General features: G+C 51.9%; 21 protein-coding genes and 1 pseudogene. 11 read left to right on the top strand and 11 right to left on the bottom strand.

Annotation, left to right across the window (positions count from 1 at the left end; translation table 11 throughout):
• Positions 1–388 precede the first annotated feature (388 nt).
• Both DBY97_RS07610 and DBY97_RS07605 read right to left on the bottom strand, forming a co-directional pair.
• A pseudogene (locus DBY97_RS07610) lies at positions 389–760 on the bottom strand (transposase); the annotation flags it as partial.
• A gap of 77 nt (positions 761–837) precedes the next feature.
• The gene (locus DBY97_RS07605; protein ID WP_000904906.1) at positions 838–1,452 is read right to left on the bottom strand and encodes a recombinase family protein; all 615 of its coding nucleotides are present in this window, start codon (positions 1,450–1,452) and stop codon (positions 838–840) included.
• A 125-nt stretch (positions 1,453–1,577) separates the two neighbouring features.
• Here DBY97_RS07605 and DBY97_RS07600 point away from each other — a divergent pair, with 125 nt between their 5' ends.
• The 9 genes from DBY97_RS07600 to DBY97_RS07560 all read left to right on the top strand — a co-directional run bounded on the left by DBY97_RS07600 (position 1,578) and on the right by DBY97_RS07560 (position 10,196).
• Positions 1,578–4,463: a Tn3 family transposase gene (locus DBY97_RS07600; RefSeq protein WP_001138082.1), complete on the top strand. Its 2,886-nt coding sequence runs from the start codon at positions 1,578–1,580 to the stop codon at positions 4,461–4,463.
• A 297-nt stretch (positions 4,464–4,760) separates the two neighbouring features.
• Positions 4,761–5,648, top strand: coding sequence for a SprT-like domain-containing protein (locus tag DBY97_RS07595; protein ID WP_199900749.1), 888 nt, complete (start codon positions 4,761–4,763; stop codon positions 5,646–5,648).
• A 376-nt stretch (positions 5,649–6,024) separates the two neighbouring features.
• Positions 6,025–6,336, top strand: a complete 312-nt coding sequence (locus DBY97_RS07590; RefSeq protein ID WP_107697269.1) for a type II toxin-antitoxin system PrlF family antitoxin — start codon at positions 6,025–6,027, stop codon at positions 6,334–6,336.
• Position 6,337: 1 nt separating this feature from the next.
• Entirely contained in the window at positions 6,338–6,787 is a 450-nt protein-coding gene (locus DBY97_RS07585; protein ID WP_107697268.1) for a type II toxin-antitoxin system YhaV family toxin, read from the top strand.
• Between the two features lie 446 nt (positions 6,788–7,233).
• Positions 7,234–8,223, top strand: a complete 990-nt coding sequence (locus DBY97_RS07580; RefSeq protein WP_107697267.1) for a Fic family protein — start codon at positions 7,234–7,236, stop codon at positions 8,221–8,223.
• 36 nt (positions 8,224–8,259) lie between these two features.
• On the top strand, positions 8,260–8,973 hold the full coding sequence (locus tag DBY97_RS07575; RefSeq protein ID WP_107697266.1) for a hypothetical protein: 714 nt from the start codon (positions 8,260–8,262) through the stop codon (positions 8,971–8,973).
• On the top strand, positions 8,970–9,602 hold the full coding sequence (locus tag DBY97_RS07570) for a recombinase family protein (protein WP_107857979.1): 633 nt from the start codon (positions 8,970–8,972) through the stop codon (positions 9,600–9,602). The genes DBY97_RS07575 and DBY97_RS07570 overlap by 4 nt, the downstream gene beginning before the upstream one ends.
• A gap of 107 nt (positions 9,603–9,709) precedes the next feature.
• Positions 9,710–9,934 carry a type II toxin-antitoxin system RelB family antitoxin gene (relB, locus tag DBY97_RS07565; RefSeq protein ID WP_107697264.1) on the top strand — a complete coding sequence of 75 codons (225 nt, stop codon included), beginning with the start codon at positions 9,710–9,712 and terminating at the stop codon, positions 9,932–9,934.
• On the top strand, positions 9,918–10,196 hold the full coding sequence (locus tag DBY97_RS07560) for a type II toxin-antitoxin system RelE family toxin (protein ID WP_107697263.1): 279 nt from the start codon (positions 9,918–9,920) through the stop codon (positions 10,194–10,196). The genes relB and DBY97_RS07560 overlap by 17 nt, the downstream gene beginning before the upstream one ends.
• 23 nt (positions 10,197–10,219) lie before the next feature.
• On the opposite strand, the gene DBY97_RS07555 is transcribed toward DBY97_RS07560, so the two are convergent.
• Positions 10,220–11,047: a lytic transglycosylase domain-containing protein gene (locus DBY97_RS07555; protein ID WP_199900748.1), complete on the bottom strand. Its 828-nt coding sequence runs from the start codon at positions 11,045–11,047 to the stop codon at positions 10,220–10,222.
• Positions 11,048–11,085: 38 nt separating this feature from the next.
• On the opposite strand from DBY97_RS07555, the gene DBY97_RS07550 reads away from it, so the two are divergent.
• Both DBY97_RS07550 and DBY97_RS07545 read left to right on the top strand, forming a co-directional pair.
• The gene (locus tag DBY97_RS07550) at positions 11,086–11,298 is read left to right on the top strand and encodes a hypothetical protein (RefSeq protein ID WP_107697262.1); all 213 of its coding nucleotides are present in this window, start codon (positions 11,086–11,088) and stop codon (positions 11,296–11,298) included.
• A gap of 49 nt (positions 11,299–11,347) precedes the next feature.
• Complete coding sequence (locus tag DBY97_RS07545) at positions 11,348–11,539, top strand: hypothetical protein (RefSeq protein ID WP_107697261.1); 192 nt, start codon at positions 11,348–11,350, stop codon at positions 11,537–11,539.
• Positions 11,540–11,623: 84 nt separating this feature from the next.
• On the opposite strand, the gene DBY97_RS07540 is transcribed toward DBY97_RS07545, so the two are convergent.
• Genes DBY97_RS07540 through DBY97_RS07505 form a run of 8 tightly spaced genes read right to left on the bottom strand, consistent with a single transcriptional unit; the run spans position 11,624 to position 22,859 of the window.
• The gene (locus DBY97_RS07540; protein WP_107697260.1) at positions 11,624–16,027 is read right to left on the bottom strand and encodes a conjugal transfer protein TraG N-terminal domain-containing protein; all 4,404 of its coding nucleotides are present in this window, start codon (positions 16,025–16,027) and stop codon (positions 11,624–11,626) included.
• Positions 16,028–16,037: 10 nt separating this feature from the next.
• Positions 16,038–17,588, bottom strand: a complete 1,551-nt coding sequence (locus tag DBY97_RS07535) for a conjugal transfer protein TraH (RefSeq protein ID WP_107697259.1) — start codon at positions 17,586–17,588, stop codon at positions 16,038–16,040.
• 13 nt (positions 17,589–17,601) lie between these two features.
• A complete protein-coding gene (locus DBY97_RS07530) occupies positions 17,602–18,597 on the bottom strand; it encodes a conjugal transfer protein TraF (RefSeq protein WP_107697258.1) in 996 nt (331 codons plus the stop codon).
• Between the two features lie 8 nt (positions 18,598–18,605).
• The gene (locus DBY97_RS07525) at positions 18,606–19,640 is read right to left on the bottom strand and encodes a tetratricopeptide repeat protein (RefSeq protein WP_107697257.1); all 1,035 of its coding nucleotides are present in this window, start codon (positions 19,638–19,640) and stop codon (positions 18,606–18,608) included.
• Positions 19,641–19,649: 9 nt separating this feature from the next.
• Positions 19,650–20,795 (bottom strand): TraU family protein, encoded by a 1,146-nt coding sequence (locus DBY97_RS07520; protein WP_107697256.1) that lies wholly within the window; start codon positions 20,793–20,795, stop codon positions 19,650–19,652.
• Between the two features lie 9 nt (positions 20,796–20,804).
• Entirely contained in the window at positions 20,805–21,842 is a 1,038-nt protein-coding gene (locus DBY97_RS07515) for a TrbC family F-type conjugative pilus assembly protein (protein WP_159068516.1), read from the bottom strand.
• Entirely contained in the window at positions 21,829–22,350 is a 522-nt protein-coding gene (gene lepB / locus DBY97_RS07510) for a signal peptidase I (protein ID WP_107697254.1), read from the bottom strand. The genes DBY97_RS07515 and lepB overlap by 14 nt, the downstream gene beginning before the upstream one ends.
• Positions 22,350–22,859: a hypothetical protein gene (locus tag DBY97_RS07505; RefSeq protein WP_107697253.1), complete on the bottom strand. Its 510-nt coding sequence runs from the start codon at positions 22,857–22,859 to the stop codon at positions 22,350–22,352. Before DBY97_RS07505 ends, lepB begins: the two co-directional genes overlap by 1 nt.
• Positions 22,860–22,875 lie beyond the last annotated feature (16 nt).

The raw sequence follows: 22,875 nt of genomic DNA, 5'->3' as shown, positions 1-22,875 counted from the left end.
CAATTGTTTTGGTTGTTCCCGCCTCCATCCGGGGCAAAACATAAAAACCCGATCTCACCAGTCGGGTTTTTTTGTGCCTCCATTCTGGCAGAAATCGCATTTCCTCAAATAGGGGTCGTCTCAGAAAACGGAATCTATGGTCACTCCCGTTTTTGCAACACCGATTTTGACGATAAATTGGCTTGCTTGAATCTATCCGGCGTCTGAATGGGATTTTATTCCCGCGCCTCGATGAGTTCCGCGCCTGATGAACCTCCAGAAAATATACGGCTTCAATGAGCCTTTCCGTTTTACAGGTTCCTCAACAGGCCGGTGGGCCGTTAGTATCATCAATATCAGTATTCGCAAAACCAGATCAGTGATTCTTTAAACCGGTGTATTTCTGCCGTTATGCTACATAAGTTTGCTGTCGTGCCGTTAGGGCCCAGGCTATTCTGGCCAGCTTGTTTGCCAGAGCACAAGTGACGACAAAGTTGCTTTTCCTACACAGTAGATCCCTGACCCAATCGGCCAATTTGCCAGACTGGTGTTCCAGTTTTTGTATGAATACCCTGGCACATTGAACCAACAAAGTTCGGATCTTTTTGTTACCTCGCTTACTAATTCCCAGCAATGTCGTCCTACCTCCCGTGCTGTACTGCCGAGGTACAAGCCCTGTTGCCGCCGCAAAGTCACGGCTGCTGGCGTACTGCTTCCCGTCGCCAATCTCAGTTGAAATAGTACTCGCTGTCAGTGTTCCGACGCAGGGAATGCTCAGCACTGATGAATCCCCTAATGATTTTGGTAAAAATCATTAGGGGATTCATCAGGGCTCAACCTGCGAAAAGAAACGAGTTGCTACGTAAGTCCGAGAACATGCTTTCCATGGTCTCTGAGCTCGCCTTTGGGACCGACATATCGGTAGAGAGTGACGCGCTCGATGCCGAGTTCCTTGCAGAGATCGGAAACTGAAGTATCGCGCTGGGCCATGGCGGCTTGCGCGAGACGCACCTGAGCTTTGGTGAGCGCGAATTTTCGTCCGCCCTTGCGACCGCGCGCTCTCGCGGAGGCGAGACCCGCCATGGTGCGCTCTCGGATCAGATCCCGCTCGAACTCGGCCAAGGTGGCGAAGATTCCGAACACCATGCGACCGGACGCAGTCGTGGTGTCGATCTGAGCGCCCTTTCCAGTCAGAACCCGCAGGCCGATCTTGCGGTCTGACAGCTCCTTCACCGTGTTGACCAGATGGGCAAGCGATCGTCCGAGGCGATCGAGCTTCCAGACCACCAGCACATCGCCGTCACGCAATGACTTGAGGCAGGCAGTCAAGCCAGGGCGATCATCACGACCGCCGGAAGCAAGATCATCATAGATATTGTCCCGTTCGACACCTGCGGCGCGCAAGGCGTCGTGCTGCAGGTCGAGAGACTGCGAGCCATCGGCTTTGGAGACGCGGGCATATCCGATCAGCATGTATCACAAACGTTGGTTTGAGGCGGCGCTTCGGCCACGATTGCATTGACCTCTGGAAATGTATCTCAACCAGCTTCATAAACAAAGCGTCTTGAACGCTATCAGATTTTGAAAAAGGAACATGTATGCCGCGTCGCGTCACTCTAACCGATCGGCAGAAAGACGCGCTGTTGCGCTTGCCGACTTCACAGACGGATTTGCTCAAGCACTATACGCTGAGTGATGAAGACCTTGGGCATATCAGGCTGCGTCGGCGCGCTCACAACAGGTTCGGCTTCGCCCTGCAATTGTGTGTCCTGCGCTATCCCGGCCGGGTGCTGGCTCCAGGCGAACTGATCCCTGCAGAGGTCATCGAATTTATCGGAGCGCAGCTTGGCCTGGGTGCCGACGATCTCGTAGACTATGCTGCCCGCGAGGAAACACGGCACGAGCATCTTGCCGAGTTACGGGGGCTCTACGGCTTCCGCACCTTCTCCGGACGTGGTGCGAGCGAGCTGAAGGAATGGTTGTTCCGAGAAGCCGAGATGGCGGTGTCGAACGAGGATATCGCCCGTCGCTTCGTAGCCGAGTGCCGACGCACCCGCACTGTCCTTCCCGCGACATCCACGATCGAGCGGCTTTGTGCCGCGGCTCTCGTCGATGCCGAGCGACGCATCGAGACGAGGATCGCCAGTCGGCTGCCTATGTCGATCCGAGAACAGTTGCTGGCATTGCTCGAGGAGACGGCTGATGATCGGGTGACCCGTTTTGTGTGGCTGCGCCAGTTCGAGCCTGGCTCGAACTCTTCGTCGGCCAACCGGCTGCTCGACCGGCTCGAATATCTGCAACGCATCGATCTCCCCGAGGATCTGCTTGCCGGCGTTCCTGCCCATCGGGTGACTCGTCTGCGCAGGCAGGGTGAACGGTATTATGCCGACGGCATGCGCGATCTCCCGGAGGACAGGCGGCTTGCGATCTTGGCTGTTTGCGTCTCGGAATGGCAGGCGATGTTGGCCGACGCAGTGGTCGAAACCCACGACCGGATCGTCGGCCGTCTCTACCGTGCTTCGGAGCGTATTTGCCATGCAAAGGTCGCAGACGAAGCGGGGGTGGTGCGTGACACCCTGAAATCCTTCGCCGAGATCGGGGGCGCCCTGGTCGATGCACAGGATGATGGCCAGCCGCTGGGCGATGTCATCGCGAGTGGGTCAGGGTGGGACGGCTTAAAAACCCTTGTTGCAATGGCAACCAGGCTGACCGCCACCATGGCCGACGATCCGCTCAATCATGTGCTCGACGGTTATCACCGCTTCCGCCGATACGCTCCACGCATGTTGCGCCTGCTCGATCTGCGAGCTGCGCCCGTTGCACTGCCGCTTCTGGAAGCGGTGACGGCCCTTCGTACCGGTTTGAACGATGCCGCGATGACCAGCTTCTTGCGGCCCAGCTCGAAATGGCATCGCCACCTTCGGGCCCAGAGGGCTGGCGACGCTCGCCTATGGGAGATCGCGGTGCTGTTCCATCTGCGCGATGCGTTCCGCTCCGGAGATGTCTGGCTTACTAGGTCCCGGCGCTATGGCGATCTGAAACACGCACTCGTTCCGGCACAATCCATCGCGGAAGGCGGTCGTCTCGCTGTGCCATTGCGGCCGGAGGAATGGCTGGCAGACCGGCAAGCTCGCCTCGACATGCGGTTGCGCGAGCTTGGCCGTGCCGCTCGCGCAGGCACGATCCCGGGCGGGTCGATTGAAAACGGCGTTCTGCATATCGAGAAACTCGAAGCCGCCGCGCCGACAGGCGCCGAAGATCTGGTGCTCGATCTCTACAAGCAGATCCCGCCCACGCGCATCACCGATCTCCTGCTGGAGGTGGATGCGGCGACCGGCTTCACCGAAGCGTTCACCCATCTGCGCACAGGAGCACCCTGCGCTGACCGGATCGGGCTAATGAACGTTATCTTGGCGGAAGGGATCAACCTCGGCTTGCGCAAAATGGCGGATGCGACAAACACCCACACCTTCTGGGAATTGATCCGCATTGGACGGTGGCATGTCGAGGGCGAAGCCTATGACCGGGCGCTGGCCATGGTGGTCGAGGCACAGGCAGCGTTACCCATGGCCCGGTTCTGGGGCATGGGCACGTCGGCTTCGAGCGACGGACAGTTCTTCGTCGCTACAGAGCAAGGTGAGGCCATGAACCTGGTCAACGCGAAATATGGCAATACCCCGGGCCTGAAAGCCTATAGCCACGTCTCCGACCAATATGCGCCGTTCGCAACCCAGGTGATTCCTGCAACGGCAAGCGAAGCGCCTTACATCCTCGATGGCCTGCTGATGAACGATGCTGGACGCCATATCCGCGAGCAGTTCACCGACACGGGCGGCTTCACCGATCACGTCTTTGCCGCATGTGCCATTCTCGGCTACCGGTTCGCTCCGCGCATCCGCGACCTGCCATCCAAACGGCTCTACGCGTTCAATCCGTCGGCCGCCCCGGCGCACCTGCGAGCGTTGATCGGCGGAAAGGTCAACCAAGCCATGATCGAGCGCAATTGGCCCGACATCCTGCGCATCGCCGCCACCATTGCTGCCGGGACCGTCGCGCCAAGCCAGATTCTGCGGAAACTCGCCTCCTATCCGCGGCAGAACGAGCTCGCGACAGCCCTGCGGGAAGTCGGTCGCGTCGAGCGCACCCTGTTCATGATCGACTGGATTCTGGATGCCGAACTCCAACGGCGTGCCCAGATCGGGCTCAACAAAGGCGAAGCTCATCATGCGCTGAAGCGGGCAATCAGCTTCCACCGCCGCGGTGAAATCCGCGACCGTTCCGCCGAAGGCCAGCATTACCGCATCGCCGGCATGAATCTGCTCGCCGCCATCATCATCTTCTGGAACACCATGAAGCTCGGCGAGGTCGTTGCAAACCAGAAACGCGATGGAAAGCTGCTATCGCCCGATCTCTTGGCCCATGTTTCGCCGCTCGGATGGGAACACATCAATCTCACCGGAGAATATCGCTGGCCAAAGCCTTAGCGTAGGATTCCGCCCCCTCCCGCAAACGACCCCTTCATACTCTTCTTTTTTGGGGACTCTGCCCCCAAGCCCCCGGTCTCACCGCCGACGGCTCGGAAACAGGGAACGGCCTCCAGCCTACACCTGCTCCCTCACTTAATGATCATTTAGGGGAGGGGTTGCATACGGTGAAGGCCGTCTGGTTTTTAGACGACCTTCAATTTATCGCTGTTTAATTTTTGTTAATCATATGATTAACCTGTTAATTTTATAAATTTTCTTTTATAATTATATCGTACGATATAAATTTGCTCAATCATGAATACACCTAAACCCACAATGCAAATGTACAGTTTTGTACAAGATGCTTATGACTTTTTTAACGATAAACTGTTTGCCGGCGAATTACCGCCATGTTTACTGACATTGCAACGGGAAAAAAACACGATGGGATACTTCTCCTCGAATCGCTGGCAGGGAGGAGGGAAGCAAGTCGTACATGAAATCGCACTTAATCCTGCGTTTTTCATTACACATAAACCACTGGAACTGATGCAGACCCTTGTTCACGAAATGGTGCATCTGTGGCAGCACGAGTTTGGCAAGCCAAGTCACCGTGCTTACCATAACACAGAGTGGGCGAATAAAATGGAATCTATCGGACTGATGCCAAGTGACACAGGGGAACCCGGGGGAAAGAGGACAGGGCAACGGATGAGTGATTACCCTATAGAAGGAGGGGCATTCTATCTGCAATGTATCGTCTTTGCAAAAATGGGCTACAAACTGCCATTCTACGACCGCTACGCCAAAAGGGAGTCCACTCAAATCCGCAATATCTCCGAACCAGCATCCTTCATAAATTCGGGGACTATGTTACAAGTGGGGGAGTTGCCTGCCGTCGAAATTGCGATAATTGACGATGAACCACCTTTTACATCATCTGATATTCCGACCGCAGTAACAGACAGCGATGAAGCTGATGATTCGGTTGCTGTAGCGTCTTTATTACGCCCTCTGTCGGAGCAGTTTGACATCGACGCCGCCGAACTGTGCCAACAACATGAAAAAGAGGTAAACGCAAAACGTAAAACCGTTTACCGTTGCCAGTCATGCGGAGATCGTGCATGGGGCAAACCGACACTGGATTTATGGTGCGGGAAATGCCAAATTCCATTTGTCAAATTGGAGGATTTTGAAAATTAGATTTACCTTTTACCACTATACAATAGATAGAAAGGGAATCCACGGAAATATAAAAGGTCGTCTAACCAGGCGACCTTTTATATTCGGTTAATGTTATCCACAGATTTTGTGGATGTCTTGGGGAAATCTTACCCTCTCAAAGCAAACAGGATGATGAAGAGTGCAGCAATGCGATTGCCCTGGTCATTTAAAGGTCGAAAGGATTGGGTATTGACTACGTAAGGAAATTTCCTTACAATAAACAGAATGCTTTAATCTAAGCAGTTTTAACATAATTAATAAGTTCCCAAGCCGCTAAGTAAAAGATGTGCGTAACTAGGACATTGAAGTCACAAGTAGCAACAGTAAATTTGAATGAAGGCAGGGCAAAGAGACCATGAAGATTATTTTTGATGCAGTGTCAACTATGACCAGCAAAAACCAAACAACCATTCCCGAGTCAGTACGCAAGGCATTAGGGTTGGAAAAACAGGACAAAATCCGTTTTTCCGTCTTAGACGGCGGACAGGTATTGCTAGAAAAAAACAATACTGAGGAAGAAGAATTTGAGCATGATCCAATTGTTGGAAAATTCCTGTATTTTTTGGAAAATTCTATGACAAAAAATCCGAATTCCATCAAACCCACATCTCAATCACGCTTTAACCGCCTTCGCCAACTGACTTGGGAGACAGATATGAAAGACTAATATGCCTGACTCCCCCATGCAGATAAACGGATATACCGTTTACGAACACGAATGCTTTACGCAGCAATTAGACAGACTGGCCACTACGATAGAAAGCCAGAAACGATCCGAAAAATCCAGTAGATCCGAAGAGACCAAACTGCTGAAACGGATCTTAGACGAAATAGAAAATATTGCTCTTAATCCGGATAGCCCGGAATATCGGCTTGGCAAGACACTCGGCTCGGAATACAAATTTTGGCGACGTGCCAAGTTTATGGGTAGATATCGATTGTTTTTCCGTTACGACTCAAACAGTAAAATCATCATTCTCGCATGGGTAAACGACTCGGGTACGAAAAGAACTTATGGCGGCAAAAATGATGCATATACCGTGTTCAAAAAAATGCTGGGGAACGGAAATCCTCCTTCAGATTGGACTACACTGCTTGACGCAGTATCAAAGGAATAGAACAAAAGAGAAACAGCCCTTATGGGCTGTTTCTCTTTTTATACTATCCCTTGCCTAGTTGGTGTTCAGGCTGCAAATCAGCTTTCGTTTCATAGGCACTGCGGCGCGCCCATCGAATACCAAACCGGAAGAGCAATCGGTTGTGAATTGGTCTTATGATATGGGGCTCTGATGCCCGTCAAATTACTTAATTATAGGAAAATAATTTCAATACTCTTTCTTTTTTCATATCAGTTTTAATTTATAAAGTACGATATAAATTAGATTTACAAATACAATCAAAATTTTTTTTTAATTTAATTTATTAATTTATAGAAACTTTAAGTGGGCCACTTTTTAATAGACACTTTAAATTAGGCACTTATTAAAAATTATACTAAAATATCCTAGTCACTTAGGGTATACCCAAAATTGCCACCTATCTTTAGTAATATAGGATATAGTAAATGTCTAAACCACCGTTTTCTCTCACCAATGCCATGCTGAACGATATGCTCGAAATCTCCCGGCTGATCGGACAACTGCAATTTCAGCATGAACGCAATCTTGCCTTGCGAAGGGAAAACCGTATTAAATCGATTCAGTCGTCGCTGGCCATCGAAAACAATTCCCTGACAGTCGAGCAGGTAACGGCCATCCTTAACGGCCAAAGAGTGTTGGGACCGTTGGAAGACATTCAGGAAGTTAAAAATGCCTATGACGCTTACGAACAGATTCTGACTTATGATGCTTTCAGTATCGGGGACTTTCTAAAAGCACACCGGCTGTTGACGCAAGGACTGGTCAAACAGGCGGGTCGTTTCCGCACCGGCGATGTTGGTATTTTTAACAGGGAGGGCAAAGTCATCCATTTAGGCGCAAGACCCCAGTTTGTCTCTAGCCTGGTTGAAGATTTGTTCCGCTGGGCGAAAACCGATCAAACCCCGCTGATTATCAAAAGTGCCGTTGTCCATTATGAAATCGAAATGATTCATCCGTTTGAAGACGGTAATGGCAGAATGGGGCGGTTATGGCAAAGCGTACTTCTGAGTAAATGGAACCCTCTGTTTGCATGGTTGCCGGTGGAAACCATGGTTCACGAGCACCAACAAGATTATTACAATCATCTTAGAGCGGCAGATGCAGCCAACGACTCAACCGTATTTATCGAATTTATGCTCGGGATGATTTTGCAGACCTTAAAAAGTTACCCTGTTACGGATATCGCCCAAACGGGCGATAAAGTGGGCGGTAAACCGGGCGATAAATTAAGCCTGTTCCGCAATATGGTTGAAGACATCCTATCCCGTCAGGAAACGGTGACTTCCATAGAACTCCAACAGGTAAGCGGCAAATCTGCATCAACGGTAAAACGTTATTTGGCCGAATTGGTGGCTGAGGGCTATCTGCTTGCAGAGGGCGAAAACAAATCACGGTGTTACCGTAAAGCCGTCTGAAAAAAGATGGATACTTTGATATTTGAGGAGTGGTCAATGAAAAAACTGACTCTAACCGTTGCATTACTGGCCGTAGCCGGGACGGCATCCGCTACCGCTCAGGGTGTTTATACCTCTGACGAAGGCAGCCGTAAGATCGTATTTTGGTATGATTCCAAAGACGGTACGGTTGTTTATAACTTTAATATTTCGGACCATACCGGCAGACCTGCGACAAAAAACGGTATTCTGTATCAGTCATCGAATCCGCAAAAACCTGTTGCAGGCAATGCCTATACATTCGCACAAAACAGTTCGTATTATGAAGGAAAGGATAAAAGCCGCTGCCTGATTTCCGCCTCTTGGAATAAAAAGGGCGTACTGACGCTTGCCGCAGGAAACAGTTGCAGTAAGAATGAAAAAACCGTTTACACCGGCCGTTTTAACTATACGCCGAATATCGTGTTTCCGGAGAAGTATCGTGGCGCGTGGGCTGCAGACTGCCGTAAAACCGAGCCGGGTGAATGGCTGCGTATCGGCAAAACCACCTTTACCCAATTCCAAGATTTCGGTGCAGCCAAGATTGTCAGTACCAACAATGTAGACGGTATGTTTGTGGCCGCCGCCGCTGAAATCAGTGGGGGAGCCGGCAACCGTTCATTCCTGATGATTCGTCCGGAGGGACGCAAATTGAGGGTAACCGGCGAGCATCATGCCGAACAAATCAATATGGCCGTGCAGAAATGCTCGAGCAAATCGGGATTGCAATGAAAACCGCACGAATTTACGGACGTGTCAGCACCGAAGAACAGGACTTCGGCCGCCAATACCGTTTGGAGGAAGAGGCCAGAAAACAGGGGTATTATGTTGCCAAGGTTTATATGGAGAAAGCTTCCGGCACAACGGCCGACCGGCCGAAGCTGAACGAGCTGATTGAAGACCTCCAACCCGGTGATGTCATCATTGCCGAGAACATCGACCGTATCAGCCGCCTTCCTCTTCAGGATGCAGAGCGATTGATCAACCGTATCAAAGATAAAGGGGCCGTACTGGCCATACCGGGGCTGCTCGATTTATCTCAGCTCAATATGGAAGGACAGTCGGATATGGCCAAGATTTATCTCAACGGCCTCTCGGATATGCTGTTGAAGGTTTCTCTGCTGATTGCACGGCAGGATTACGAAACCCGGCGTGACCGGCAGCAGCAGGGGATTGGATTGGCCAAACAGCAGGGGAAATATAAAGGCCGCAGACCGGATACCAATTTACACCGTAATGTCTACCGTCTGCGCAGTACCGGAGTCAGCATAGCGGAGACGGCCAAACTGGCCAACTGCAGTCCGACGACAGTCAAAAAGATTATGAACATATATCGCAGTATTAATGACATTCCGCTGTAACTTTGCATGAATTTACATTGAAATTTATTTTCATATATATGCTTCGGTATCAAAACTGGCACAATGATATACATGTATATCAAATTCCGAACTTAAAAAGGAAAACCATGATTGCCGTCAGATTGCCTGAGGATATTGAAGCCCGCCTAACAGAACTGGCAGCTAAAACCGGACGCACAAAGACCTTTTATGTGCGTGAGGCGATATTGCACCATTTGGAAGATTTGGAAGATTTATATTTGGCCGAACAGCGTTCCATTGAAATCCAGGCCGGTCACAGCCGACCCGTTCCATTGGAAGAAGTGATGAAAAGCTATGGCTTGGAAGGTTGAATTGCACAGGTCGGCCGAAAAAGAATTGGCCAAACTGGATAAACCAGTCGCTGTCAGAATTTTGAAGTTCCTCCACGAACGGGTAGTCGCATCTGAAAACCCGAGACAAATAGGGGAGGCACTCAAAGGTTCGGCACTGGGAGAATATTGGAAATACAGGGTAGGGGATTACCGTATCATTGCAGAAATCAAGGATAATGTTCTGACGGTTTTGGTATTAAAGGTCGGCAACTGCCGGGAAATATACCGACCCCGCAATTGATTGCCGCTACTCCTATTTTTGCCTTAACTGCCGGTAGATTGGAAGTATCCCCCCGTATCGGCTGCATGGGATACCGCTTTGCCGGTTGACTGGAAGTTGCCGCTACTGCCCGAACCCTTGGCGGTACGCTCCGTTGTATGGAAGTAGCCTTCTGGCTTCTTAACGGATTTTTTAGCGGATCGGACTGTATTGCTCGGACGGTCTGTCCCACGCATAGGTGTGGGTTTGGAAGGCAGACTGACACGGGGTGTTTCAGCCGTTACCGAACCGGAAACTCTTTGCAGATTTCCCTGTCTATAATCATCTGCTTTAGACGACTTTTCTTGGAAAAGGCGGTATAGGGAAGTAATATTGCGGACATAGTCACGGGTTTCCTTAAACGGTGGGATAGTGCGACCATATTTTCGGACGTTGCCCGGACCTGCATTATAGGCAGCCAATGCCAATTCGACGGTTTTAAATTCGTCCAACATCTTGCGTAAATAGCGGCTGCCGGTACGGATTGAAACTTCGGCATCAAACAACTGCAAATGGTGTACGCCTAAATCGGCAGCGGTGCCCGGCATGACTTGGGTTAAACCGGCCGCTTTCACTCGTGAAACTGCCTTGCGGTTATAACGGCTTTCATAAGCAACCAAAGCCTTGAACAAATTTGGATCAACACCTTCGTCACGTGCTATTTTTTCGATAGCAGGGCTGTGTTTCCAGTAATTGGCAATCATCTCCATGCAGGATTTATTGGCAATTTTACCCTGCAGGCAACCTTCCACCTGTTCGCGGGCAGTTGCAGCGGACGCGGCCGAGACGGAAAGAAATGCCGATACGGCCGCAATAAGAATATATTTTTTCATTTTATCGGTTTCTCCATAAGTTAATAAGGAGTAGGGCTATGAAGCAAAAACAACATATCGACCTGAATAAAGTGGATCTGACCCAGTTGGACAGCGAATCAATGGATCGTCTGATTACTGCTTTTAAAGGGACTGAATATTATAAACGTCACAACAAAATTGCAAAATTTGCAAAGTTTATTTTATTTGGTGTATGGGGGGTATTAATTGCTGATTTTATTTTTTGGTTATTAAAAGCAAGTTTTTCGTGAAAAATATTCCATATATCGATTGTTCCGTAAGTCAACAAAAAGTAAGGCTATGAAGCAAAAACAGCATATCGACCTGAGTAAAGTGGATCTGACCCAGTTGGACAGCGAATCAATGGATCGTCTGATTACTGCTTTTAAAGGGACTGAACACTATAAGAAAAGTCAAAAACGAGTCAAAATTGGTTCCATCATTTTATTTTTCTTTATGGCATTGTTTGTCATAATGGTCGGTATTTCATAATTTATTTATTGAAATATCAAAGAGTTTTACTCAGTAAATATTTATCAAAGAGTTGGCGGCTTATCCGCCAACTCTTTTTTCACACTATGCAAACGTTTTTCTTGCATGAATCAATGCGGCACGAACATCGCTCAGACTGAGATGAGCCTTATTGTTGCCGACACCCTGATAATAGCTCTGGCCGGCCGCTACATGCTGTTTGTGCCCTTTCATGGCATGAGGTACAGGGAAGGAAGCCCATTCCTTGGCCATGGCCGTCAGGGCACGGTTCAGGTCATTATGCTTGCCTTGGATATAGGCCAGCGCATCACCATCACCGGCTTTTTTAATCAGGTATTCACTGAAGAAGCGTTCCTGCAGTTCCGGCGTAAACTTCTCGTTGCCCGACAGCCCCAGAGCTTTCACCCCTGAGGCAAACGTGGAAGGGATCATCTGATAACGGCCAACGGCATTGAACTCTTTGGCCCGCTGTGCTGCCATAATCTGATTGACCGTCATTCCGGTCAGATTCCGCGTAGCCGATTTTTGGCCGTGACGTTCCCCCAGATTGACCGAATTGTATCCGCCTTCACCCCGGCTGATCAGTTTCCGCAGTTCCCCGGCAAAGACTCCCGAAGCAGACGCGCTGCCTGTCGGTACGACATGCTCGGCAGCTCCGCCTAAGCCTTTTACCTGTCCCGATTCGGCAAGCCGTTCAAAGCGTTGTGCAGCAGCTTCATTACGGAACTCGAAATGGATATGGCTGCCGGTCGCGCCTCCTTTCCCTGATCGTTCATAATCCACATAATAGTCTTTGGGACTGAAGCCGTTCTGCCGCATAAACTCACCGATTTTACGTTCGGCTTCGTTCCAGCTGCTGTGGTTTCCCGGCAGCGCATCGGTACTTTTGCCTTCCTTATCCAGCACCATATCGAGTGCCAGGCCGCGCGTATGGTTACTGTTCGGCCGGTTGGCAACATGATAGCTGTCGTTAAACGCACTGAAACGGACATCTTGGCTGTCGGTATCGAACAGTCTGTTCATGGCGTGACCCATCGCCAGTATGCCGGCTTGGGTTTTGACACCGTTTTTGGCTTCACCGCCGAAAGCCTGATTTCTGGCCAACGTGGTCAATCCCTCGCGTCCGGTCGGCAAATGGCTGCCGGCGACTGCCGTATGGCCGACCTGATTTTGCAGGCCGTCTGAAGGATGGCGGTCGCTGTAATCCATCATCTGCCCGGCGGTCGGGGCGGTCAGCTTACGGCCGATAATGCTTTCAACCGATGAGCCGTCGAAAGTCTTGGTGGAATCGTTCGGATTGTAATTTTCCAGCATCCGGCTTAATTCGGCGTGTTTCTTTTGCAGCGCATCTGTGTCTGAAAACATTGCAGTTTTACCCAAAATGCTGCTTCCTCCCTGCTTGTCGGTCAAGAAAGCCAAATCTGCCGCTCCTTCAAGAAGTTTCTCTTTACCAGACCGGCTGCGCAATTCTTGCTCAATAGCATGTTTTTCCTGAATGGCCCGCATCTTCATCTCGTTGTTGGCTTCAATGACCTTACGCTGCTCGGCAATGGTCATCCCCATACTGTTTACCTTCTCACTGACTTCGGGGCCAAGGTTGCGGGAGGCTCCTAACCGCTCGCCGACCTTAAGATCCTGGGCAAAATTTCCGACCGAAGCGGCATACTTAGGATCGATACTTTGTCCGATCCGTTCGGCCGCGTGACTGCCCATCATACGTTGGTGTTCCAATGTGTCTACCCGGGCTTCCAACATAGCTTTGTGCGTTTCTATCCCTGTCGTTGGGATACCATTAGCTTCACTGTGTTTGAAAATTTCGAGCATAGCAGCACTGGCTGCCAGCCGTTCGGCATCATTGCCGCTTGCGTTGAACGACTGCAGCTTGTCGAACAACGCACCGTTGGCATTGCCGCCGAAGCGTCCGGCATCCATAAGCGTCTGCGCGACCTTACTGCTGTATTGCCCGGCAGCGGTAATGGCAGCATTACGCTGGATATCGGCAGCCTGACTGTCACGTCCGACATCGTTCATAACATGGTTAAACAGTTTCTGATCGATTGCGGTGGTCACATTACCGGATTTCTGCAGGGCAGCCGCATTCTCCAGGCTGTTCATTTCCGAACGCAAATCGGACAGGGTTTGGCTGTGTACTTCCTGCAGCGTCTGCGAACTCAGACTGGCCGAAGTCATGGTCAGGCCGTTGCTGTTGGTTACCGTGCGGCTGCTGGTTGTGCCGTCGGATTTTTCACTGGAGGTACTCGAGCTTTCGGTATCGGAAGTCTGGCCGTTGGCGGAGAGCTCTACCATGCCTCCACCTTTAATTTTGGCTCCATTACCTAAAAGCTCTAACCCACCTGAAGCTTCCATTCCGGCATATACTTTACCGCCAATCCCTTTGGTGGTTGAATCCGCCATCACATGACTGCCTGCTTCGACATAACGTGCCGAGGCCTGCTGTCCGGTTGCCTGATCGATGACCCAGCCGGAGGAGGTGGCCACACCTTCCGAATTGACTTTGGCAAAAGTCATCTGTTCGGCCGTGGTTCCCAAGGCGCTGGCCTGTGCAGACAAGACGCGTTTGGCCGTTTCGGTCTCGCTGTCGCTGACCGACATGTTGAACACCGTTTTACTGTTGGCAAACTCGTTGCCTTGCAACTGGCTCGGACTCTCTACCGGCCCATATTCGGACGCATTCTGAATCATTCTGTCTGCGCCGATAACGCTGGATTTTGTCAAATCAGGGGCTTCCAACTCCTCTTTGATGGCATTCTGGCCGACCAGATTGGCACGGTTGGCAATCTGGGCAAAGCCGTAGGCCGAACCGCTCAACAGGAAAAACAAGATGGTCGGTATATACGCCATCAGAGACGAACCTGTCAGTATCGATTTTTGAACGCTGTCGAATAGGCCGCTGGTAAAGCCCGGTGTCAGGACGATGTTCGGATTGCCGCTCTGGATGACGGCCATCGTCGCCTTATACAGGTTATCCATCAGGTTTTGTTGCATAAAATGGGCAATCAGCGTGTCGATCGGCAACCAGGCGTTGATCCAGGCCGCCAACATGATATACATGCCCAGCAGTTTGAAGCCGCCCCAGCCCCGGATAATAATCATAAAAATCATCATCGGCGTCAGCCCGATATACAGACACAACATCAGATTCAAAAAGCCTTCGGCCAGGGTTTGAAAAACCGAAGCCTCACCGGCGGCATCTACGGCCGAAGTACCGATGGCATCATTCATGATGTAGGTTGCTTGGGCGCAAGTGGCATCGCCCGCACCGATACACTGCTGTGCAATCTGGTTAAAAATCATCGATGCCTGAATCGAAGCCGCATCCACCTGCATCCCTGCCGCATAGTATTGCGCCAAAGAGTTGGGACTCAGCCGGCCGTATTCCTTGGCTTGCGCGTAGGCGGTGGCCAACACGTCGGTAGGGCTGTCGTTCCCGCCGCTGCCTACCAAACCGGCCAATGCGCCGGGCAGCTCGTTCAACTCATTTTGAACCTTTTTTTGCCGTTCCGAAATATCCAGCGTAATACCGGCAACCGCACTCATATTCTGAGCCGCAGCTACTCGTTCGGCAGCCGGAGAAACACTGTCACCTGTTTTTTGCGCCGTATATCCATGCACTTGAGCCGCGATAATTTTACCGGCATCGGCACAGTTCATCGAAGTTTGGATCGGCCGGCCGTTACTATTCGGATCCGGCACCATAATCTCCGTCCAACCGCTTTGATGTCCGCTGGTCAAGACCCGTAAAAAACCTTCCTGACCGACATCATTCCAGCGCGTATTCCAACCGCAGGCTTTTGAGGCCGTCATCATATTGGTCATAATCAGTGCGCTTTCGGGAGAATTGTACTGTCGGCGCAAAGCCATCAGTGTCCGCAGCGGACTGAAAAAACCCTGAGTGCCGTGCACGGACAGATTGCCGGCCACGGCACCGGCAACCGCCCCCGTACCTGTCCAGTTGGCATCCGGTACCACAGTGCTTGCCGTATCGATACCTTCGGTAAAGCTTTTGCCCAGCTTGCTGAATAAACCGAGTGTGTACGCCACACCGACCGGAATATTGTCGATTTTTCTGAAGCGGACGGCTCCGGCATTGCCGGTAAGCGCCTGATCATAATAGGAGGCGACGTATACCGGGGTAGTCGGTATCACCGCAACCGCCAAAAAAATAATCATCAGCATGGTTTTCATCGGCTCGAACTTAAGCGATGTCGCCATGGCCAGCGCCGCCAGCGTGATACTGATCAAAACGGCAAACTGAATGGCACTGATGACCATAGAGCCGGAATCACTGTTGAACAGCATGGCCACCATACTGAGTGTGCGGGCGACCAGCTCGATATCGCCGACTACCCAGATGGTCGCAATATCCGCATTTCCGGCAATTTCGCTTTCAGGAATCGCCGCCTGAGCGGCAGGAATAAAGGCTGACAGAAGAATCAGTCGGAACAGTAGGGTTTTCAGGAAATTCATATCCGGCTCCTTATTTGGAGGCTGTGTTCAGGCCGTTTTTCACAGCCAATGCGGTATCCAGCATGGTGGACAGGTTCTGCATGGTCTGCGCGCGGGCATTAAAGTTCAGGCGGGCGGCAGCTTCCTGTTCCAGCTGCGCCATTTTGGCTTTTTGGGCATCGCTTAAGGGGGCGATATTCTTGCCTGAAGCAGATACATTGACTGAATAGGCCGAAGTGATATTCTTGTTCATGGCCGTTACCAGTTCGGCGGCCATCTGTTCTGCCCAAGCGTCGGCAAAAGCCGATACTGCCGAAGTTTGCAGCCGGCTGCCGCCTTTGGCCGCCGCTGCCAGTTTGGTACGGATTTCATCGGGTATGGCATTGATAAAGGCCAGTTGGCGGCTGTTTTGGGCAATACTGTTGTCGGCAAGATGCGCCATCACGGAGTCTGCTGCAATTGTCGTTACCACGGAATCCCCCATACTGTTGCTGTCACCGAAAGCCGTCTGTTTTCCGGCCATCATGTTGATGATGTAGCGTTTGACTCCCGGAAATTCGGTTTCGGACAAGGTAACTGTCTGGCAGCTGTCCGCTTTATTGATATTGAATTCACTGCATTTGTAGCCTTGCAGTACGGAACCGGTTTCTTTGCCATAGGCCAAATCGCGGAAATTCCAGATACCTTCGTACACTTTGTCTGCTTTTTCCTTCGATTCTTTGACGAATGAGCCGCCGGAGGTACTTGATGACGCATTGCTGCCGGTCATGGCAACAGTGGTGCCGTACAGGTTCATCGCCAGCTGCAGATAACTCTGATCGCCGCCGTAAGGTTCGGTATCGATGCCGCCGCCGTCTTGGCCGCCTTTGCCGAATACGCCTGCGCTGGACAGCGTGTTCATCATATTGTTGCCGTACACCGTTGACTGGTCGGCAGCATCGTCAGGGCGGTTGGCGTTTTTACCGGCATAGCTGCGCTTCTGCATTGCTTCCGAAAAGTCCGACATCGCCCCCTTGGCCGCCGCCCATGCACCTTCAAAACTGCTTTTGGTTTCACCGACCATACTGCTCATTTGAGAGGTATCGCCACGAACCGCTTCAACCATCGCACTGCTGATTTGGCATGTGTTTTTGGCCGCACCGTTGATTTTGCTGGTCATATCGTGCAAACCGCTCATGATGTTTTGACAGGCAGGGCACATATTGTCCAGGGCGATTTTGAGTGCGTAACCGGTACCGTTGGCCATAATCGCGCGGATGATATTACGCATGTTATCGACCGACATCATCGAAAAGGAGCCGAAGTAGGCATCGATGCCGCCGCAACCTGCCGAAAAACGGGGAGGGTCATAGGCCAGCACGTTGAATGAGCGTACTGGTGCACGCATACTCATGCCGCCCAGCGAACCTCCGTAGTTACCGTTGACCGCACCGAACTCCGGAGTGGTAGCCGTCCACATGGCATCCATCCCTGAGGAAATATCAGCCTGCACGGGGGCGGGCAGCATGGCAAAGAAAAGGGATGCGGCTACGACCCCGATTTTGACGGTGGTGTAGCGGCGTTTGGTTTTCAGATGCAGCATTTTCGGTTACCTCCTACATATTGTTTTTAATGATGCCGTTCAACATTTTGACGACTTCATCCATGTTTTCCGGATTGTTGAGTTTTTGCTTGGCACGCTCGAGGTCTTTTCTGTTAATCATCCCGCGCTCGTTGAGTTTGGCAATATTGGTCAGGTTGGGATCCGCCAGATTCATATCGATGGCAGCCGTCACGATTTTCTGTTCCAAATCGCTCATACTCATCGCCCCATGCGCCACGACCGCCATGCGGTCGGGCGGAGCCACCAGCACCGTTGCCGGGGTCAGCTGAATGCCTATGCTGCGGGCACGCTGCGCCCCACGGTCATAACGGATTTGGGAAGGTTTCATCCCGGGAATCGTCCCGCCGTCCGTACTGACGTAGCGGACCTGCATACCGTATTTTTCCGCCAGCATCTGTGTGACTTGAAACTGGCTTTGGCAGAAACTGCAGCTGCTGTCAAAAAACATCCATATCCCCGCTTTTTTACTGAGATCTTTGATGATGCCTTCCTTGGCTTGGTCGATTTGCCACAATGCCTGTTGACGCGCCAGGGCGGAAATCGGTACCCGTACCGATTCGGACAACATTGGGTCTGCATCGGTAACTTTTTTGCTGATGCGGGCAAATTCGTCAGCCCGGTCCAGCATCAACCGGTTGACGTACAGATAGGCACGGACGTTTTCTTCGGTCGGATTGGAAATGGCCAGCTCGAGCAGTTCTTTCTGTTTTTCGCGTATCCATGCGGCCGAACCGAAATCCTGCTTTTTTTCTTCCTTGGGCTCCGCTTTTTTTTCTTCGGGCTTTGCCTCAGATTTCGGTTTTTCCTCGACTTTGGGCTTCGGTTTCGGCTTAACCTTGGGTTTATCCTTGTACCAGAAGTAGCCATCGGCGGTTGCACTGCCAAATGCCGAATCGTCGGCAATGGCATTCAGGCTCCAAAAACTGCCGGTTACAGCCGCCATCAGCAGAACGGCCGCATACGGCACAGTATGTCTGTATTTCATCATTCGTCCTCTTAACGGATAGCTGCAGGATCATCCTGCAAGGCAGCAGCGTAATCAAAAGAAGCAGGGCGGATTCCCCGGCGTTTCAACCAGGCGGAGGCCGAAGCCTGAACACGTTTCTGTTCGTCGGCATTGAGGCCCGCCTGGGCACGTTTGGCATACGGGGCATAACGTTTGTCGGCAACGGCCGCAAGCTGCAGCCAGCGGGCATTTTCGCTCCGGTCGGCCTTATGCAGGCTGTCACCTTTGGCGTAATAGCGTGCCAATGCGACCATGGCTCCACTGTGCCAGCGGTCTGCCGCACGAGTGTAGTAGGATAGGGCTGCCGGAGGATTCTCCAGCGCAATCAGCAGGCCGTAGCGGTAAAGCGAATCCGGATCGCGCATTCTGGCCGCATTGCCGTAATGCGACCGCGCTTCGGCCAATTGAGCCGGTACGTTTTTGGCGGCTGCCTCTTTAATCCTGCCGACATGGTATTCGGCAGGCCAAAATACCGCATTGTTTCCTTTGCTTTCACGGTAAGCCTGTATGGCAATCAAAAACCACTTCAGTGCTTCAGCAGGATTTTGGGAGCTACCTTTGCCGTAGTAATACATCAGACCGATGTTGTAGGCGGCCAGATGGTTGGCGGTAAGACTGCCGTCGGTATTTTTGACGGCTTTTTGGTATGAACGCCGTGCCAGCTCGTAATCCTTGGCTCCGGACAATTTGCCGGTTTCCGCCAAATAGCCGTAATAAAACGCCGCCCAGCGGTTGCCGCTGTTGGCTGCATCACGCAGCTTGACGGAGTACAGGCTGTCTCCATAGGTAAAGCGGTCGAACATCTGTTTGGCAGACTCGCGTTCGCTCAGTTTGCGCTGATAGGTCCAAGGTGCTTTACCTGCCTTTTTGTCAGCCGCCGGTGCTGCAGTATTTTTTGCCGGAGTGCCGATATTGCGCTGGCTGCTGCCGAACACCTGTTTTTCTACATTGGGCTGCCCGGTTTGCGCCACAGCGGGCAGGGCGATCAGCAACAGACAGGATAGTGTGGTTCGAATCGTTTTCATCTTTGTTCCTCAATCAAATTCACAGCAGTCTACCCAGCGCCACAGCAGGTAGACGGCATCTTCGTCTTCGGTGCGGGTGGCGCGTTCGCTGCGGTTCAGACCCCAACGCAGGCTGCTGGCACCGAGACGGTGGGCGCAACGGCTGGTTATACCCAAAAAGCTTGCTACCTCTCCGGCTCCCTGTTGGACGGCCGATTTCAAATCCAAATCCGAAGTTGATGAAGAAGAAGCAGTAGAGGCTTCGCTGTAGGGAAACATCATGGTGGCTTTAAATTCGGATTTGCGTGGAAACGGCGCCGCAATCGGGGAACATAGCGCGTTGTCGCCGACAGTCGAAACCGAGGCAAATCCGCCGGTACGGTTGGATACCATAATCGAACGGTTCAATATGGTGGAACTTGCTGTGACACTGCCTCGCTCTGCAGACATCGATCCTGTTGCAGGCATCGTATTCCCCATGCAGCCGCCTAACCAGTAGGCGGTATCATCGGCGTATCCCGCTCCCAGTCCGGTGGTATTGGCCACGCAGGAAGCCGTGTGTGCGGCCATGTCGAACAATGGGTTGTTGACCACATTACCGATGACCATCCACTCCGGGTACAGCAGATTGCCCCAAACCGGATCACGACTCGACCAGGTCGGCTGTATCACAGAACTTTCAAACGAACCGCGATGGAAGCAGCGCGGTGTCCAGCCATAGATGTTGTACAGCGGAAAAACCCAACTGTGGTAATGATAAAAGCCGGTATCGTAGTTGCTGTGGCCGACGCTGCCGCCACCGGCGGAAGTCGTTGTGCCGAACAAACCGCCAATACGCGATGCCTGTTTCAACGCCTGACCGACGGCATTGCCGTAAACCGGCGAACAGCTTGGATTGCGTACAACCTCCACCATACGCGTCGGCAGCCACATCCCCCGCGTGTAGCCGTAACGCACATACGGTTCTTTACCGCATTTGCAGATACTTTGTCCTGTCGCGTGCGACGGATTCGGTACATCGTTACCGGAGATGACGGTATTGCCCATAATCCTCAGCGGAAAAGCCGAATCGAAGCAGAAATTCATCACGGTAGAGAGACCGGCATTCGAACAGGTGTTGGCCGTTGCAGAGACAGCAGCAGACAGGAGCAGGGCAGTAAACAGTTTTTTCAGCATGGAGTGTCCCTATTGCGGATTGGCGACTTCCACCACATCGAAATGGCGGCCGTTCTGCCGGTAGTAGGTTGGAACAGCTTTGACCTTGAGCAGGCCGCGCATTCTTTCATCCAGCGGAGCGGCATTCAGACCGGCCTGTTCCAGATTGCCCAAACGGGTATACAGCACCACCAGATCGGGATGGTATTTTTTGATTGCCCGTGCAAAGGCCGTCTGAAAACGACTGCGGCCGTCAATAACCACCAAACCGCGACTGCGGGTATCGTCCAAAGCCAAAACATTAAATCGTGTTCCGCGCGGATACAGCACTTTTCCGGTTTTGGGATCGAGGATGTCGGCAGCAGCAGCCTGATAAGGGATCAGCCGGGTCACGCTGCGGGCTTTCGCGTAGGGTAGGTTCAGACGGCCTGCAACGGCGGTTTGCACTTCACGCCGCGCCTGCTCCGCTTCCTGCTTCAAATTGCGGCCTGCCGCCTGACGGCGCATCACCTCGGCCTGATCCGGTTCGCTGACACGCCATTGCTGGCTCAGCCGTTGGTTAAAACGGCGGGCTTTGACCGCATTGACCGAAGCATTGATACTCTGAACGCCCTGTACCAGATACCATTTTTTATCGGTATCCATATGCACCAGTGCAGGCACATAGGCAATCCGGTATTCGGCAAATGCCGCCGGTTGCACAATAATATTCGGGGGGTTCTTTTGTGCACGCTGCGACAGTTTTTTATAAAGTTTGTCGGTATAAGAGAACATTTCTTCTACCGAACCGCTGCCCCAGCCGCGATAAGCAAAAACAACATCTTGCCGACCGGCTCCCTGCTCGAGCAGACCCAATACAATCTGTTCCGGCATAGCCCGGCTTAAAAAAACCACGGTTTTGGTGTTTTGCAGCTCTTCCATGGTCGGATTCTGACCGGCAGCCATCTTGCGCGTACCGGCCGTCAGTTTTTCTGCCTCGGCAGTAAACCGGATACTGTTCTGCTTCTGCTGCTGAATCAGATTACGCAAAAATGCCGCATCATCAGCATAAGCGTTAGAACAGTACATGCATACGGCCAACCACGCTGCCGATAGAATACGGCCCCCAATAACGCGAGTCGTAAGAGTGTTTTTCGGTTCCATATACAAAAATCTCGTCTTTACCCAAACGGTAAGAAGTGTCCCAGCTGTCCATCGGTTTGTGCCATTTCCGGGCGACATAGGACACATCACCTAAAAATCGGCCATTAATGTAGAGCCTGCCGTTTTTAACGGTAATCTGATCACCCGGCAACCCCGCTACCAGTTTGCCGACCGGTGCTCCGTCCGCGAGGACGGGCATCATTTTTTTAGCCGGAAACAGCACCAAATCGTAGCGTTTGAGCGTACCGATCTGTTCCTGTTTGTTCCAAAAATAAACCGACCAGGGCAGACAGCCGGAAACGGTCGATTCCAGCATCAAGGCATAGCGTTCCGCAAAATATCCCGCCCCCAATTTGGCTGCCAAAACCAAGGGAACAGCCAGAGAAGCGCGAAGCCAGTCCTGTTTGCGTATATCCCGCCCAAACAGCTTCATCAATCGAGCTCCGCGCCGCCGCCGACCGATACCGGACTGCCGTCATGAGGCAATGTTGCAGGGGGAACAACCGTTGAAGCCTGCGCTTGTCCGGCAGGTACCAGAGTAATACCCAATTCCTGTGCCACACGCTCGGTAATGTCGTTTCCTTTAGGGTAGGTCACCACGGCGGAGCGCTGAATAATGATCATGCCCTCGTCGGACATCTGATTGAGTTTCGACTGTACGCGGGCGAGATTCTGTTCCAGCATTTGTCGAACTGCATCCGGATCCTGGTTTTGCGTCTGACTCATTGCCTGTGTCAGATACGATGCCGCCAGACGGTCGCTGTCCACAACATAGAAGCCGGCAGCAGGTTTGGCTGCATGGCCGAGGGACGACTGGTAAAAATTGTATCCGGACAGCATTACTGCTCCGGCAGCCAAACCCAATGCCAGCAGGATGCCGGAGCCGTTATCGGCTGCCGGCTGTTTGTTTTCTGTTGTTTGCGGTTGTTTTTCATTGCTCATTTTGCTTCCTCCTGTT

The organism is Neisseria subflava (genome assembly GCF_003044645.1).
GTDB lineage: Bacteria > Pseudomonadota > Gammaproteobacteria > Burkholderiales > Neisseriaceae > Neisseria > Neisseria subflava_B.
The sequence above is the reverse complement of the archived record's forward strand: the minus strand, read 5'-3'. Positions and strand labels throughout refer to the sequence as shown.

Excerpts from the sequence above, each read along its gene's own strand:
- DBY97_RS07605 (WP_000904906.1), bottom strand. The coding sequence starts at position 1,452 with ATGCTGATCGGATATGCCCGCGTCTCCAAAGCCGATGGCTCGCAGTCT.
- DBY97_RS07600 (WP_001138082.1), top strand. The coding sequence starts at position 1,578 with ATGCCGCGTCGCGTCACTCTAACCGATCGGCAGAAAGACGCGCTGTTG.
- DBY97_RS07595 (WP_199900749.1), top strand. The coding sequence starts at position 4,761 with ATGAATACACCTAAACCCACAATGCAAATGTACAGTTTTGTACAAGAT.
- DBY97_RS07590 (WP_107697269.1), top strand. The coding sequence starts at position 6,025 with ATGAAGATTATTTTTGATGCAGTGTCAACTATGACCAGCAAAAACCAA.
- DBY97_RS07585 (WP_107697268.1), top strand. The coding sequence starts at position 6,338 with ATGCCTGACTCCCCCATGCAGATAAACGGATATACCGTTTACGAACAC.
- DBY97_RS07580 (WP_107697267.1), top strand. The coding sequence starts at position 7,234 with ATGTCTAAACCACCGTTTTCTCTCACCAATGCCATGCTGAACGATATG.
- DBY97_RS07575 (WP_107697266.1), top strand. The coding sequence starts at position 8,260 with ATGAAAAAACTGACTCTAACCGTTGCATTACTGGCCGTAGCCGGGACG.
- DBY97_RS07570 (WP_107857979.1), top strand. The coding sequence starts at position 8,970 with ATGAAAACCGCACGAATTTACGGACGTGTCAGCACCGAAGAACAGGAC.
- relB (WP_107697264.1), top strand. The coding sequence starts at position 9,710 with ATGATTGCCGTCAGATTGCCTGAGGATATTGAAGCCCGCCTAACAGAA.
- DBY97_RS07560 (WP_107697263.1), top strand. The coding sequence starts at position 9,918 with ATGGCTTGGAAGGTTGAATTGCACAGGTCGGCCGAAAAAGAATTGGCC.
- DBY97_RS07555 (WP_199900748.1), bottom strand. The coding sequence starts at position 11,047 with ATGAAAAAATATATTCTTATTGCGGCCGTATCGGCATTTCTTTCCGTC.
- DBY97_RS07550 (WP_107697262.1), top strand. The coding sequence starts at position 11,086 with ATGAAGCAAAAACAACATATCGACCTGAATAAAGTGGATCTGACCCAG.
- DBY97_RS07545 (WP_107697261.1), top strand. The coding sequence starts at position 11,348 with ATGAAGCAAAAACAGCATATCGACCTGAGTAAAGTGGATCTGACCCAG.
- DBY97_RS07540 (WP_107697260.1), bottom strand. The coding sequence starts at position 16,027 with ATGAATTTCCTGAAAACCCTACTGTTCCGACTGATTCTTCTGTCAGCC.
- DBY97_RS07535 (WP_107697259.1), bottom strand. The coding sequence starts at position 17,588 with ATGCTGCATCTGAAAACCAAACGCCGCTACACCACCGTCAAAATCGGG.
- DBY97_RS07530 (WP_107697258.1), bottom strand. The coding sequence starts at position 18,597 with ATGATGAAATACAGACATACTGTGCCGTATGCGGCCGTTCTGCTGATG.
- DBY97_RS07525 (WP_107697257.1), bottom strand. The coding sequence starts at position 19,640 with ATGAAAACGATTCGAACCACACTATCCTGTCTGTTGCTGATCGCCCTG.
- DBY97_RS07520 (WP_107697256.1), bottom strand. The coding sequence starts at position 20,795 with ATGCTGAAAAAACTGTTTACTGCCCTGCTCCTGTCTGCTGCTGTCTCT.
- DBY97_RS07515 (WP_159068516.1), bottom strand. The coding sequence starts at position 21,842 with ATGTACTGTTCTAACGCTTATGCTGATGATGCGGCATTTTTGCGTAAT.
- lepB (WP_107697254.1), bottom strand. The coding sequence starts at position 22,350 with ATGAAGCTGTTTGGGCGGGATATACGCAAACAGGACTGGCTTCGCGCT.
- DBY97_RS07505 (WP_107697253.1), bottom strand. The coding sequence starts at position 22,859 with ATGAGCAATGAAAAACAACCGCAAACAACAGAAAACAAACAGCCGGCA.